General features: G+C 34.3%; 13 protein-coding genes. 4 read left to right on the top strand and 9 right to left on the bottom strand.

Translation table 11 applies throughout. The annotated features are described in order from the left end of the window. Positions 1 to 31 precede the first annotated feature (31 nt). Both ACFVRR_RS16910 and ACFVRR_RS16915 read left to right on the top strand, forming a co-directional pair. Complete coding sequence (locus tag ACFVRR_RS16910) at positions 32 to 775, top strand: hypothetical protein (protein WP_387330907.1); 744 nt, start codon at positions 32 to 34, stop codon at positions 773 to 775. A gap of 19 nt (positions 776 to 794) precedes the next feature. Beyond that, on the top strand, positions 795 to 1142 hold the full coding sequence (locus ACFVRR_RS16915; RefSeq protein ID WP_387330910.1) for a DUF952 domain-containing protein: 348 nt from the start codon (positions 795 to 797) through the stop codon (positions 1140 to 1142). Between the two features lie 36 nt (positions 1143 to 1178). Here ACFVRR_RS16915 and ACFVRR_RS16920 read toward each other — a convergent pair whose 3' ends face one another. Together ACFVRR_RS16920 and ACFVRR_RS16925 are read right to left on the bottom strand one after the other, a co-directional pair. After that, complete coding sequence (locus tag ACFVRR_RS16920; RefSeq protein ID WP_387330913.1) at positions 1179 to 1829, bottom strand: AAA family ATPase; 651 nt, start codon at positions 1827 to 1829, stop codon at positions 1179 to 1181. Positions 1830 to 2298: 469 nt separating this feature from the next. After that, complete coding sequence (locus ACFVRR_RS16925; RefSeq protein ID WP_387330916.1) at positions 2299 to 2637, bottom strand: hypothetical protein; 339 nt, start codon at positions 2635 to 2637, stop codon at positions 2299 to 2301. A gap of 193 nt (positions 2638 to 2830) precedes the next feature. On the opposite strand from ACFVRR_RS16925, the gene ACFVRR_RS16930 reads away from it, so the two are divergent. Beyond that, positions 2831 to 3910 carry a GIY-YIG nuclease family protein gene (locus tag ACFVRR_RS16930; protein ID WP_387331058.1) on the top strand — a complete coding sequence of 360 codons (1080 nt, stop codon included), beginning with the start codon at positions 2831 to 2833 and terminating at the stop codon, positions 3908 to 3910. A 95-nt stretch (positions 3911 to 4005) separates the two neighbouring features. Here ACFVRR_RS16930 and ACFVRR_RS16935 read toward each other — a convergent pair whose 3' ends face one another. From ACFVRR_RS16935 to ACFVRR_RS16945, 3 genes are all read right to left on the bottom strand, one after another. Further along, positions 4006 to 5400: an amino acid permease gene (locus ACFVRR_RS16935; RefSeq protein ID WP_387330919.1), complete on the bottom strand. Its 1395-nt coding sequence runs from the start codon at positions 5398 to 5400 to the stop codon at positions 4006 to 4008. Between the two features lie 154 nt (positions 5401 to 5554). After that, positions 5555 to 6871 (bottom strand): 4-aminobutyrate--2-oxoglutarate transaminase, encoded by a 1317-nt coding sequence (gene gabT / locus ACFVRR_RS16940; protein WP_387330921.1) that lies wholly within the window; start codon positions 6869 to 6871, stop codon positions 5555 to 5557. Between the two features lie 177 nt (positions 6872 to 7048). Beyond that, complete coding sequence (locus ACFVRR_RS16945) at positions 7049 to 8470, bottom strand: aldehyde dehydrogenase family protein (RefSeq protein WP_387330924.1); 1422 nt, start codon at positions 8468 to 8470, stop codon at positions 7049 to 7051. A 464-nt stretch (positions 8471 to 8934) separates the two neighbouring features. Between ACFVRR_RS16945 and ACFVRR_RS16950 the strand changes: the two genes are divergently transcribed. Continuing rightward, positions 8935 to 9945, top strand: coding sequence for a LacI family DNA-binding transcriptional regulator (locus tag ACFVRR_RS16950; RefSeq protein WP_387330927.1), 1011 nt, complete (start codon positions 8935 to 8937; stop codon positions 9943 to 9945). A 388-nt stretch (positions 9946 to 10333) separates the two neighbouring features. Here the strand turns inward: ACFVRR_RS16950 and ACFVRR_RS16955 are convergent, their stop codons facing one another. From ACFVRR_RS16955 to ACFVRR_RS16970, 4 genes are all read right to left on the bottom strand, one after another. Further along, positions 10334 to 11629, bottom strand: a complete 1296-nt coding sequence (locus ACFVRR_RS16955; RefSeq protein ID WP_387330930.1) for a uracil/xanthine transporter — start codon at positions 11627 to 11629, stop codon at positions 10334 to 10336. A gap of 19 nt (positions 11630 to 11648) precedes the next feature. Next, a complete protein-coding gene (locus tag ACFVRR_RS16960) occupies positions 11649 to 12554 on the bottom strand; it encodes a DMT family transporter (RefSeq protein WP_387330933.1) in 906 nt (301 codons plus the stop codon). A 345-nt stretch (positions 12555 to 12899) separates the two neighbouring features. Next, positions 12900 to 14144 carry an amidohydrolase gene (locus tag ACFVRR_RS16965; protein WP_387330936.1) on the bottom strand — a complete coding sequence of 415 codons (1245 nt, stop codon included), beginning with the start codon at positions 14142 to 14144 and terminating at the stop codon, positions 12900 to 12902. A 33-nt stretch (positions 14145 to 14177) separates the two neighbouring features. Further along, positions 14178 to 15419 (bottom strand): amidohydrolase, encoded by a 1242-nt coding sequence (locus ACFVRR_RS16970; protein WP_387330939.1) that lies wholly within the window; start codon positions 15417 to 15419, stop codon positions 14178 to 14180. Between the last annotated feature and the right edge of the window lie 6 nt (positions 15420 to 15425).

The following is a 15425-nucleotide window of genomic DNA, read 5'->3' on the forward strand; positions in this document are numbered from 1 at the left end:
AACTATAAATAGTTGTGATGGAGGACCAAATATGGCTATCTTAGCTAACGCAAAATATAACGAATATAAAACGTTAATATCTTCTTTATCTCCTTCATTTGAAACTAGTGCATTAAAAAGTGAAAAATTTCTAGTAGATAAAGATGAAAAGAAAAATTTAGAAATTTATTATGCTCCCTTTGAGTACATTAATGAGCGAGCTAAAGTCATCATTGTTGGGATTACCCCCGGCTTACATCAAATGAAACAATCTTATTCGACTGTGATTAGACTTAAGGATAAGGAAATGGATGACGAAGAAATTTTACATGAAGTTAAAAAGAATTCTAGCTTTGAAGGACCGATGCGAAAAAATTTAATTGCCATGTTAGATGAATTAGAATTACATCATTATCTTGGATTAAATTCAACTAGCGAACTTTTTAGTACAGCAAGTCATTTAGTCCAAACTACATCCGTGATTAAATACCCTGTTTTCTATAAAGGAAAAAACTATAATGGTTCAACTCCGAATATTTTAAGAACTGATTTACTTAAAAAGTATATAGTTAATACCTTTGCAGAGGAAATCATAAGACTAGAACGTCCCCTCATTATCCCATTAGGAGTTAATGTTTCAAAAGTTTTAACCTATTTAACAACAAATGATTATTTAAACTCGGACTCCATTTTATACGGATTTCCCCATACATCTGGGGGGAATGGACATCGACATAAACAATTTGCGGAAAATAAAGAAGAGATGAAAAGAAAAATTAAATTATACTTTGAGTGATGATTAAAGGAGAGCCAAAATGATTTTACATATTATTGGAAACAAAGACTGGCAAAATGCAAAGAATTCAGGTGCATATTCACCTGATAGTTTAAACAACGAGGGTTTTATCCATTGTTCAACCCTCCAGCAAACTGTTGAAATCGCAAACTTATTCTTTAAAGGTGCAACTGATTTAAATTTACTTTGTATTAATGAAGAAAAAACAAAATCAAAAATCGTCTATGAAGATACTGAAAACTTCGGGCAATTATTTCCTCATATTTATGGACCATTAAATTTAGATGCTGTCTTTAAAGTTGTTGATCTTCACGCTGATGAAAATGGACAATTTATATTACCTAAAGAATTAATAGAGCATGAATAACAAAAAACTCAGTTTCACATAGGTGAAATGAGTTTTTTAGAGGTCAATTCTAGAAATTTCTCCATGATCAAAGCTTAAAATATCTGCATTTGGATAACCAAGGAGAATTGGAGAATGCGTAGCAATAATGAACTGTGAATTTTCATTTTCTACTAAATCATGAATTATTTTTAAAAATGATAATTGCCTAGCAGGAGACAACGCTGCCTCAGGCTCATCTAACAAATAGATCGCCGTTTCATTAAATCGATTTAAAAACAAAGACAAAAATGATTCCCCATGTGATTGATGATGGAGAGACTGTCCCCCGTAGCTGTCATATTTTTCATTTTCTGGATCCTCTAATTCATCTAAGTAAGTAGCAAAATTATAAAATGATTCCGCTCGTAAGAAAAATCCATTCGAAATTTTCGGTAACCAAGAAAGTCTTATGTAATTTCCAAGCTGTGACTCCGATGCAAAAACTTCATAATTATTATTACGCCCCCCACCTGCCGTATTAAAATCACATTTATCAGCAATAGCTTCCAATAACGTAGACTTTCCAGAACCATTTTCACCTACAAAAAAGGTTACATTACTTCTTAAGTTCAATTCATCAAAAGATTTAATGGAAGGAATCGAAAACGGATATTGGCTAAAGGAATGAATATCATCGCGCAAAAGTGTAATTTTTTTTAAAAACATTTTCATCACCTATGAAGATTATATAGTAATTATGGCCTTATCTAAAAATTTATTGTGGGAAGTAAAATATTATTGCCTTAAACAGAAATTGAGATATCTCAGCTGCTTTTTTTATTGTAGTTGGTATAATCCATCCATAATTAAAGGATTTTACGAATTTTTTATTCGATTTAGTAAGAATAAGAGCCTCTTTATATTAAAGGTGTCTACAATCGTCCAATTTCCTGATCAAAATACCCTAACCAGTATAGGTAATTATTAAATTTATTTGCGATTCTCAGATGTTATTTGCAGCACGCTGTTTATTTGCACTGATTGGCTCTCTATTTGCTGTACTCAGAGACTTATTTGCAGCTCAAACTTCTTTTCTCATCACTCTTTTTTTATAGCTTTCCAAATCCCATTAAAATAAAAAAAGAGGGTTCTCCTAACTAGTTAGACTGTTAGGATTCCCTCGTTTTTTATGGAATCAAAATACGGCACTAAGAGCATCCTTATAAATCACAATCGCTCTTACTACGTGAAAAATAGCTACTAGAATAATCGTTACTTCATAAGCAGATACATTAACTATATCCAATTTTTTGCGGAGTACAAATTTCCGAAAAAGCGCTGGGAATCCTTCATTCAGTTTTAAACAAATAATATAGAATACTAGAATGACAAAGTATAGGAAGAATCCCATGTCAGCATACTTCCAGTCGACTAGATGAGCAAATAAACTGCATAACCAAATTATTAATCCATTAACAATACAAGCTAGAATCCAATTGGAGAAAGAGGATGTCGTATAGATCGTTTTCATCAAAGATCACTTCTCCTTTAAATCATCTGTAGTCAATTTTTACGCATGTAATCGTTCTTTTATGCGTGTATTAAAGACTTAAATTATGTTTTTTATATAAAGTTTTGTTGAAGTTATTCCGCATAATTGTTCTGACTTTTAATTCATTACTCATGTTAAAATGAGATTATACTTACAAGAAAAGGGATGAACTACTATTAATCTACAAGAAAAAGTAAAAAATCTACCTTTATCCCCTGGCGTTTATTTAATGAAAGATTCAAAAGGTCAAATCCTTTATGTCGGAAAAGCAAAAAGCTTAAAAAAACGAGTTCAATCTTACTTTCAAAATTCAAAGGGACATTCACCAAAAGTGAAAAAACTGGTAACCCATTTAAAGGATTTTGACTATTTATTGACTGATACTGAATTCGATGCTTTCATGCTTGAGTGTCATTTAATTAAAGAAATTAAACCAATGTATAATCGCATGATGAAAAGTCCGCAATCTTTTATTTACTTAGTCATCAACTTAAATAAAAAAGTTCCTTCATTTGAAATTAGCTACGAGCCTATTGAAAGTGAAAATGTATTAATATTTGGTCCTTTTACAAGTAGAAGTACAGTTGAAAGAGCAGTTACTGGCATTAAGGAATGCTTTAAAATTAATTGTGGCCATCTGGCGGTTAAGAATAGCGCTTGTTTAAATTATTCATTAGGGACATGTAATGGAGTTTGTCTAGGTGGACCAGCGCTTGAAGAGTACAATATGATAATTGATAAAGTTATTCGATTTCTTAATCGTACTGACATGAGTCTGCTTGAAGAAATGGAAAAGCTTATGTTATCAGCATCTGAACAATTTGATTTTGAGGCTGCGGCAAAATACAGGGATTGGATTGAAATGGTTAAGTCTTTAACTAATAAAGAAAAGCTAATCGAATTTACTGAACAAAATCATCATATTATTACAATTGAACAATTAGAAAACAACAAATTTAAGTACTTTCTAATCTATCGGACACAAATATTGCATTGTGAATTGGTAGAAATTGAAGAAAATTCAGTTGAACAGTTGATTGAACAAATCTATTCAAATTCACTTGATTACTTCAAAAATAATCATAACCAATCTTCTAAAGATGTAAGTCGTGATGAAATCGACGAAGCTCAAATTATTTACAGTTATTTAAATAGTAAGAATTGCAAGCATCTAATTGTTCCAAAAAGATGGCTTAGTCCTACTAGCACTAAATTAACAAAAGAACTTCGAAAAATAGTTAATTTCTTTGTATAAAAGCTCTATTAAAATAAAATGTTAATATTTTGTATGTAAAAAATGGCTGTCAATATTGACAGCCATTTTACGTTCTTATTAAACTAGCACATGCATTAATTATTTATAATCAATTCTTCATGTTTTGATTCAACTTTCTCTTTCTTTCCAACTTTAAAAATGAAGAATGAAGAAATTACTAAAACTGTAATTAAAGATGTTAAATAGAATTGTGTGCGAAGACCACTCATAAAGAACATCGAGAAATAAATTACGACCATTGCGATGATGGAAATGTAAGTTATATATGGGAAACCCCACATTTTTAATCGTAATACTTTACCTTTTTTCTCAGCTTCTCTTCTCTTTATTAAATGCGAGACTGCAATAACAATATACACTAGAAGAGCAATTGAACCTGATGCATTCAGTAGAAATGAAAAAAGTTTATCTGGTGAAATAAAGTTAAAAATTGCAGCTAGAAAGGCGAAAGCTGAACTTGCCCAGACCGCCCAATATGGTGATCCACCTTTGTTTACTTTTGTAAAAATTCTCGGAGCATTTCCTTGCTTCGCTAATGAATATAGCATGCGAGAATTCGTGTAAAGTGCTGAATTCAAACAAGAAAGTACTGAAAAAAGTACAACAATCTTCATGATTGTTGCAGCCCCAGGAATCCCTAAATTTGTAAGCAACGTTACATATGGGCTACTTAACGATTTCGCGTCATTCCAAGGCATTAATAGAACTAAAATAGTAACTGATCCAATGTAGAACAATGCTACACGCCAAACAACAGAATTAATAGCAGTAACAACAGACTTTTGAGGATCTTTTGTTTCACCAGCAGCAATCGCAGCAATTTCAGATCCAAAAAATGCAAACATAACCGTCATAAACCCACCTAATATTGCACTCACACCTTTAGGGAAAAATCCGCCATGCTGTGTCAAATTTGATAATCCCGGAGATTGAATTGTAGGGATAAATTTAAATAAAATCGCTAGACCTAATAACATAAATGCTGAAATCGCCACTACCTTTGTAATGGCAAACCAATATTCAAACTCTCCAAATGTTTTCACTGATAAAATATTGGTGAGTGTAAGAACAAATGTAAGAATTAAAGCCCAGCCCCATAATGGAATACTCGGGAACCATGAATTCATAATATTTGCACCTGCAATCGACTCGATTGCGATTGTAATCAACCAGAAAAACCAATACAACCATCCAATCGTGTAACCTGCCCAAGGGCCAATCGACTCTTTTGCATACGTTGAAAACGATCCACTATCTGGGTTCTCTGCAGCCATTTCTCCTAACATTCTCATAAGAAGTGCAACTAATACTCCCGCTATTACATAAGCAACAATTGCTGATGGACCTGCACTATGAATAACATTCCCGCTACCTACGAATAAACCAGCCCCAATGATTCCCCCAATTGAAATCATCTGAATATGGCGGTTCTTTAAATTTTGTTGTAAACCTTTGTTTTGATTCTCCATATTCACCCTATCCTTTTTTTGTTAATATAAAACTATTTATAAAAACCTTTTTTTAAAAGACTCGAGCATGTCCTATTAAACTCCACATTCGGAAGTTACTCTTTAAAAGTTTGAACATATGAAAACAATTGAACGTTTTAGTTTCAACAAAATTTTAACAATAAACTAATACGTTTTCTAAAACGTTTTCTAAAATGGCAAGACCTTCGCTAAGCTCCTCTTCTGTTATCACTAATGGGCTTAAAAAACGAATGATATTTCCATCTAGACCTGCAGTAAGTAATAGAAGCCCAGCTTCGTTTGCTGCTTTTGCTATTTTTGTAGTAAGTTCTTTATTCGGTGTTTTTGATTTTTGATCTGTTACAATCTCTACTGCACACATTGCTCCAAGACCGCGGAATTCTCCAATGAAGTTGTACTTTTCTTGCCATTTTCTCACTTGGCTCTCAAGCACTTCTCCAATCCATTTTGCTTTTTCACATAATTGTTCTTCTTCAATAACTTCTAATACTGCTAATGCTGCTTCACAAGCAAGTGGATTTCCACAGTATGTTCCACCTAATTCACCAGGATCTGCCATATCCATTATTTCTGCCTTACCGATAACAGCACTTAGTGGCATACCACCTGCGATAGATTTAGAAGCAGTCATAAGATCAGCTGCAATATCAAAATGCTCCATCGCAAACAATTTTCCTGTTCTTGCGAAACCTGTTTGAATTTCATCAGCAACCATCAAAATACCATGTTTTGAACAAAATTCACGCACATGTTTTACAAATGATTTTGGTGGTATAACAAATCCACCTTCTCCTTGAATCGGCTCCATAACAATACACGCCACAGTCTCTGGTGCAACTGTTGCCACAAAAAATTGATCAAACTGTGCAATCACATCTGCTTCGTATTGTTCATCAGTCATGCCATCTGGCTTACGATACATATATGGATATGGTGCTTGATATACTTCTGGTGCAAATGGACCAAAACCAAGTTTATATGGTTTTACTTTACTCGTCATTGTCATCGTCATTAATGTACGGCCGTGGAATCCGCGAGTAAATGTGACAACTGCTTGGCGTTTTGTATATTTTCTTGCGATTTTCACAGCGTTCTCAACTGCTTCAGCACCACTGTTTAGTAAAATTGCTTTTTTCGCAAAATTTCCTGGTGATGCTTCACACAATTTTTCACAAATTTCTATGTATGACGGGTACATAATGACGTTGAAACCAGGATGAATGACCTTTTCTGCTTGTTCTTGTATAGCTGCTACTACTTTTGGATGTGAATGCCCCACGTTAATTGTTCCGATCGCCGCACCGAAGTCAATAAACTTCTTTCCTTCCAAATCGTATAGTGTCGCTCCTTTGCCTTTTACAGCGATTGCTCGATTTCCATTACTAACTCCTTTTACTACATATTTATCGCGTTTTTCTTGCCATTCTTTTGAGGTTAGTTGCTTACCCATCTTTTGATTCCTCCATTTTTATAATAATTTCTCTTTGATATTTGCTTTTTCAAATACTGTATCTTTTTTAAATAGGGTTTAAGCATGACATTATTTATAATTACCTATACCCTCATTTCAAACTTTAGTATGAGAACCGATAAATAAATTAATTTCATTTTAGTCGTTGCATGTGATTTATCCTTTATGCCATATAACCAGTTTCATTTCAGTCATCTCTTCAATTGCATATTTCAATCCTTCACGTCCTGTTCCACTTTCTTTTACGCCACCATATGGCATTTGATCAACACGGAACGTTGGCACATCATTAATAACCACTCCACCAACATGCAATTCGTCCGCTGCTTTCAGTGCATTGGAAACATTATTTGTGTATATTCCAGCTTGCAGCCCATATCGGGAATCATTCACAGCATCGATTGCCTCGTTTACTGATGATACTTTACAAATTGAAACAATTGGTGCAAAAACTTCATTACACGATACTTTCATGTTACTCGTTACATCTAAAATAACTGTCGGTTCGAGGATATTACCCTGTGCTTTGCCACCAGATGCAATAGTCGCCCCCTGTGCTTTTGCTTCTTCAATCCAACTTAAAGCACGATCTAAATCATTCGGTGAAATAAGAGATGAAACATATGTTTCAGGATTTAGAGGGTCACCTAGTTTAAGTTTGCTAGCCGCTTCTGCAAACTGCGAAACAAACTCATCATAGATTTTTTCGTGTACATATATACGCTGTAAAGAGATGCATACTTGTCCTTGGTTAGAAAATGCACCCATTAAGCAACGATCAATAGTCTTCTTTACATCAATGCCCTCATCAATGATTAATGCTGCATTTGAACCTAGTTCAAGAGTTGTTTTCTTAAGCCCTGCCTTCGCCCGAAGTGCAATTCCAACTGAAGAGCTTCCTGTAAAAGTCACCATACTAACTTGATCACTTTCTACAATAGCGTCACCTACCACTCCACCTGGTCCCGTGACAATATTTAACGCACCGTCAGGGAGACCTGCCTTTTTAAATAAGTCAGCTACATAAAATGCAGAAAGTGGCGTTTGTGAAGCTGGCTTTAATACTACGGTATTCCCTGAAGCTATAGCAGGTCCCACTTTATGTGCAACTAAATTCATGGGAAAATTAAATGGAGTAATAGCTCCAATAACACCAATTGGATTTCGGACGGTGTAGCCTATTTTTCCCACACCACTAACTGCCGCATCAAAGGGGATTGTTTCTCCATGAATTCGTTTAGCTTCTTCTGATGCAAATTTATAAGTTTCAATCGTTCTTATTACTTCTGATTTAGCGAAGATAATCGGTTTAGCCGATTCAAGAGCAATTACTTTCGCCGCTTCTTCTAAATTTTCTTCAAGAAGTTGCGAAACTTTCTCTAAAATGGCAGCTCGTTGATGAGCAGGCATTTTAGCCATTACTTCTTTAGCATCATAAGCTGCTTGTATTGCTTCTTGAGTTTGCTCTTTATTTCCTATTGAAATGTCTGCAATCTTTTCACTTGAATAGGGAGAAAGTAATTCTGAATAATGTTCTGTTTCCATATGTAGTCCGTTAATCCAAAGATTCTGTTTCATGTTTCCCTCCTAATTTATGAATACGTATTAATAATAAACTTCCAAATAAATAAGTGTCAAACAATTTTTACTATTTAGCATTTTATAAATATTTACCTTCCGACTAAAAAACATAAAAAAATTCCCTAATTATCAAAGTATCATTGCAAATTATGGTGATTTCTGTAAGAACACCTTTGATCGGATCCTTTTTTATCAATATATTTGGCGATTAAATCTAAATGATCATTCCGTATTCATTCCCTTTTTATGAATACGTAGTCAAAAAAACAAGTTAATTCTCATGAAAATCCTAATCAAATTCTTTTTTATTTGCTATAATGAGGAAAAGTCTCTTAAATCTTCCACAGTTTATTTTGTTTTTAGGAGTAAGAGGAATTCGTACATCAGCCGTATTCATTGCTTTTTTAATATTAATTCACTATTATTTAAATTTTATATTCTATGAGCTTGGAGTGATTTATTTGGTTTCATCCCACGATGTTGCGAGGTTAGCTGGAGTCTCTCAATCTACTGTTTCTCGCGTATTAAATGGTTCTAAAAATATCAAACAATCTACAGTAGCGAAAGTAGAGAGAGCAATTAAAGAATTAAATTACCATCCTAATATGATTGCTAGAAATCTCGTGAAAAAAAAAACCAACATGATTGCGTTAATCACAGGACATAGTCACGATCCATTTTATGAAGAATCTACTCGCGGAATTGTAACTATTGCAGCAAAAAACGGATATAACGTGCTCGTTTATTTCCATAAAATAGATAACGATAATATGCTTTATAACCAAGTTTTAAGTGCCCCTTTTGATGGAATCATAATGTCCTCTATTTTATTGAATGATTCTATTTTTCCCATCTTAGAAAGTTTGGAAGGCAAACCGTATGTGACGTTCAATCGAAAGCATTCGTGTGGAACAAACTATTTTGAGATTGATAACATAAAAGCCGGTGAACTAATTACAGATCATATGATAGAAATAGGGCATAAGAATATAGCCTATATAGGTGGACCGCTACAAGCCTCTACTTTTTACGGTCGCTTAGAAGGATATAAAATGGAGACTATTAGACATAAAATAGCGGTTCGCGAAGACTGGATAAAAACAACCGATACAAGTGTAGAATCCATCGTACAAGCTTGTAAAGAGTTATTTTCAGGTATAGATTATCCAACAGCCATTGTCGCTGCCACAGATGCAATCGCTTTAACATGTATGGATTTCCTACTTAGTAAAGGATTTAAAATACCGGAAGATATCAGCATTGGTGCAATTGACAATATCGAGTTTTCTGCCCATGCATCTATTCAATTAACAACAGTGGGAACTCATTTAAGTCAATCTCTAGGAAATCTCGCTATGGAACATCTAATTAATTTGATTGAAAATAAAGAGAAACAAATTAATCCTGTATCAACTACAATTAAACCTCATTTAATTATTAGACGTTCAACTGGAAAACCTAGAATAAAATAGATTTTAGAAGTGAAACTATTTTAACAAAAAATAGAGACGTGAATAACTCACGTCTCCCAGTGTGTAGACAAAATACAAAAAAATTGATTTTCAGACTGATTGCAAGCGCTTGTCTTTCGAGGCGCGAAGCCTGGTGAGGAGCGGAGTTACCTTTGACGGTAATGAGCACCGCAGACAGGCGAAGCAATGAAGAAAGCGAGCGTTTGTCAAAAGTCTGAGAGACGTGAATAACTCACGTCTCCGATTTTCCATCCAATTAAAGACAGTCTATCATTTGTTCAATTATCAAATGCGTTTGTTGCAAAAGGGTGTTTAATCTAATTGGAACGAGCGATTAGAAGTAATACCGCACTTAAATAGGCCCGAGGATATTTTCCTCGAGCCATTTTTATCCTTTTACCTTCTCAAACTGATTCCAGTTAATTGATTTCTCTAATAAAATTGAAAGAATTACGCCCATAATCAGTCCATTTGTTAAAAATGGTTGAACAATCATTGGTAGATTTCCAAATGTACCAGGAGCAATATTCATTAAGCTTACCCCTACTAATACTGGGGCTGCCAGTCTAAAAATTGTATCTGATGTAAATACTTTTCCATTAGTACTACTAAATGCTGTTCCAAACAATTGAAGATATGCAACAAATAATACCGCATTTCCAACTGTTACAGGCATAGTTGCTAAAAATGAAATTAATGGTGGTAGTACGCCAATTATTGCTAGCAGAGCTCCCCCATAGATAAATGGTTTTCTTTCATATATTTGTGTACTTTGCAAAAATCCAAGTGAAGATGTAAATGGTGTATATGGGACAATTCCAAATAATGCAGCAATAATTGTGAAGCTGCCTGTGAAAAATAGTGAAAAACGGTATTGTTTTGTACTCGCTTCTTCCTTTAATAAATCAGACGCAGCTTTAATTGATGCAAATGTATTACTTAAATTCATAATTCCAGCAAAAAATGAAATCGCAATTATACCTATTTCTAAATTTGGTGCTCCTAAAGGGAATAAAGAAAAATGCGCACTTGCTGCCCCTACTTCTTTTGCATCTGACCCAAATAATATTGAGTAGAATAACCACCCTACGATAATGCCAATTAATATTGAAAAATTGCTGATAATACGAGAACCTTTTAATTTTAAAATACTAACAAATAATACGATACATAAAGAAAGTATACTAACCGATATACTGATTTCACCTTTACTCGTAATTCCAAGCATTCCTTTAAAGAATACAAATATGAGCTGAAATGAAAGTAAAAATAAATAAACTGTCATAACCATTGGGGTAAAGATTTTTTGAAGAAATGAAATCAAATTGAATGCTGATAAAAGTAATGTAACAATACCTGCAGCAATAAATCCTGTTGCCATTCCTCCTCCAATTTCTGTATAACTTAACCCAAAAGCAGAGGCTGATAATCCTAAGTTCAGCATAACTCCCCATAATAAACCAGAATGTCCCTCCATGACCGGATATTTATGACCAATCCATCCTTGTAAAACGGATGCAATACCAGTAAAGATTAATGAACTTCTGATCGTACTTTCAATAACATCTGAAGGCAAATGAAATGCAGCTCCTATTGATATGGGGACTACAATCGTATTCGCAAAAATAAAAAATAGCCATTGAACCGATGAAAAAAGAGTAGTAGAAACTCTCACGTTTTTCATAGTTTCCTCCTCCTCTTGCTTAAAAATTCTTTGTGTCTTTTATATAGACTGGGTCATTAAATGTCTTTCTCCATTTTAATGAAGTTGAAAGAAAAACACCAATAATAATGAGTGCTCCACCGAAAAGTTGAGATGAAGTAATATTATTTTTTAAAACAATCAACCCAACTAGCATTGCAACAAATGGTTCTAAGTTTAGAAACATAGCCGCTTTTGATGCTCCGACAATTTGAATTTGATGATTCCAAATTAAAGTACAAATCCCATGCATAACAATTGCTGTTACAATTAAAAGGATCCAAGGCATCACTTCCTTACTCAACGCCGCAGTGGTTTCTGAAAAAAGCGCAATCGGTAATAAACCTCCAAAACCGATAAAATTAGAGTAAAGCGTAATCGTGGTGGATTCATAGTTTTCCGTCAGCTTTTTAATCATAATGATTGAAATTGAAAACGTGAGCATCGTTAGAAAAATCCAAATCAAGCCAACTGTAATTTGAAGCTTTTGTCCGTTTGTAATGACAAAAAAGACACCTATAAAAGCTATAATTGAACCTAATACAAAACCTTTTGTTAGTCTTTCCTTTAAAAATATTGAAGCTAAAAAAGATGTAGTAAGAGGAGCAAGCGCAAGTATTAATGCAGAAGTTGTTGGATGGGTTGTTTCTAAAGCGGAATAAAATGACCATTGATTAATACAAGTACCAATTAATCCTAATAAAATAATCATAAACCAATCTTTTTTCTTAATCCCTTTCCACTTTTTCTTCATTAATGCATAGAAAGCCATAAATAGTAATATAAAGCACAATCTTAACGCTGACAATAATATTGGTGAAAACTCTTTTACTAGTATTGAGCCAAAAATAAAATTACTTCCCCAACAGATTACACAAAAAAGTAATAACAGGTAAGAACGAACCATTTTACAGCCTGCTTTCTCGAATTATTTTAAAGAAAACTCGTCGACTGACGACTCTTTATACGACGTCGAACAATCTTCCTAGTTCCCAATTTAACCTTTCTTAATGTGAAAAAATGAAAAAGGAAATCTAGATCATTCTAGAGTTCCTTTTTCTTCTAATATTTTAGGCTTTTTACAAAGCCTTGTTCATATTTTTCCGGACAGGATAGGTAGTATTAAGTCTATGTTTGGATGTTTATTTTCCTTGGGGAGGCTTTTTTGGCATCCTTTTTTAATCTTAGCTAAGTAGGTTTTACTAAAAGCCCACTTAACTTTTTCCTATCCTATTCTTTCTAATTGCTCTATTTATTTACGAATCAATCTTTCTTCACTTAAGGAACCACTAACGATCTTCCCATTATAAATTACTGCTTTTCGATTTGCGCGTCTAGCAACAGCCTCTGCCGAACAGCTTGCTTCAACTAAAACTAGATTTGCAGAATCACCTATTTTTGGCCATACTTGATTTCCTTCAATATCTAATGGAGTTTTTCCACCTGTAATATATTTTAATGTTTGCGCTAGTGATACTTCATCAATCCATCTAAAGCGTTCAGCTAGTCTTCCCGCTCTTTCAAGAATATCCCCTGTTCCGAGTGGAGACCAAACATCAAAAATATTATCATTACCCACAGCTACCTCGACTCCACGCTCATTTAGTAAATCTACAGGAGGCATTTGTCTATTAATCGGTACACTTGTGACAATCGAAATTCCAGCGTCTCTAAAGCTATTTGCCAGGTCAAATGCTTCTTCCCTTGGGATATCTCCTATCCCAAATGCATGACTGATTGCTACTCTTCCTTCCCAGCCTGCTTGTTTAGTAAATTCTACTATGCGCTTCATCGTAAATGAGCCTAAATGACCAGGATCGTGTAAATGTATATCAATATCTGCATCAGCTTCAACTGCTAAATTATAAAGTTGATACAGTGATTCTTCAATATTTTGGTCTACAATAGCGGGGTCAACTGAGCCAACAATTCCTGCTCCATTTCTTAATGCTTCTCTCACATAATTGAACGCATTTGATCTTAATAATCCATGTTGAGCAAATGCTACAACTTCGGAGCTAAGTCGGTTCGAATAGTTAGCTAATGCTTGTTCGACTTGCTCTAAATTTTTTATTCCAACCTCTGGATAAATATCAACATGCGTTCTCACATGTGTAGATCCTGAAGCTAAAAGGATATCAAGTAATGCTTCTGCACGTTCCTTCGTACTTGAAGCAATCGTCGGTAAGGCCATTTTTTCATATTCAAATCGTTCGATCACACTAGAAGTTGGAGTACACGCTCTCCATACATCACCCATTAACGTTTTATCAAGATGTACATGCTTTTCAATAAATGAAGGTAAAACTAGTAAACCGTCTGCATCTTGAACAGTAAATTCACTAGTAATATCCGTTTCTTCTTTTGTTATTCGAGTGATCTTTCCATTTTCAATAAAAAGATGAAATAATTCAGTAGCAGTACCGACCACTTTGCCGTCTTCTTTTTCAAACCCAATTTCTAATCGAGCATTTTTTAACCAATAGCTAGATTTCATGAATTTCACCCCATCTTTTAATCAATTGTTACTTTATTTCAAAACTGATTCGTAATTCAGTCCACCGTAAACAATATTTCCATTAGCAATTACAGCAGCACGTTTTGCACGTCTTGCTACAGCCTCTGCAGAACATGATGCATCCACTAAAACCATACTTGCGTCATCTCCAACCTTTGGCCATAACAGATTACCCTCTTCATCAAGAGTCTTTATACCACCAGTTATAAATTGCAATGTTTGAGATAGCCCGTATTCATCTTTCCAATTGTATTTCTCAGCTAATCTTCCAGCTTTTTCTAACATATCCCCGGTTCCATGTGGAGACCAGGAATCATAGAATCCATCACAACCTAAAGCAACCTGAACACCTTTTGCATGGAGTAAATCAACAGGAGGCATTACTCTGTTAATCGGAACAGTCGACATAATCGATACGCCTAAGCTTGCTAGTTTGCTAGCCATTTCAACTGATTCATTTTGCGGTACGTCACCTAGCGCAAATGCATGACTGACTGCTACCCGATTATTCCAACCAGCTTGTTCAATAAATGAAACTAGTTTTTGTATTGTATAAAAACCAAGATGGCCTGGGTCATGAATATGAATATCTATATCAGCATCAAACTGTACTGCTAGATCAACCATTTCAAATAATGAAAGTTCAATATTTTGATCAATACCACCAGGATCTAATCCTCCGACAATCGTTGCTCCCTCTCTCATCGCTGTTTTCATAAATGATTTACTATTTGTGCGAAGTAATCCATGCTGAGGAAAAGCAACAATTTCGTGGGTCATTTTATCTTTATACGTATAAAGTGCTTTTTGAATTTCTTCTAAATTTTTCAAGCCAATATACGGATCAATATTAACATGTGATCGAACATGGGTTGCTCCACCTTTTAATAATAGATGAAGCATTTGTTCAGCACGATGTTGACCTGTTTCAGCTAGTTCAACAAGCTCGGCTGCTTCTAAATTTAATCGCTCTACTAAATTTGCAGCAGGAATACAAGCCTTCCATGGAAGTCCAAGATAAGTCTTATCTAAATGATTATGCATTTCTTTAAAAGCAGGTAAAGCCAGTAAATTTTTTGCGTCCTGAACTGGTAGATCTGTTTGTAATGGGACATTAGCCAATTGTAATTGTTCAATTTTCCCATCATTTATTAGCAAATTGTAAAGAGTAGTCTCAGTACGATCAATTTTTCCATCTTCAAATACAAATCCGCTATCAAGTTTTACATTCCTAAGCCAATATGATTGATTCATCCCATC

It is taken from the genome of Gottfriedia sp. NPDC057948, from assembly GCF_042887255.1.
In the GTDB taxonomy this organism is placed as follows: domain Bacteria; phylum Bacillota; class Bacilli; order Bacillales; family Bacillaceae_G; genus Gottfriedia.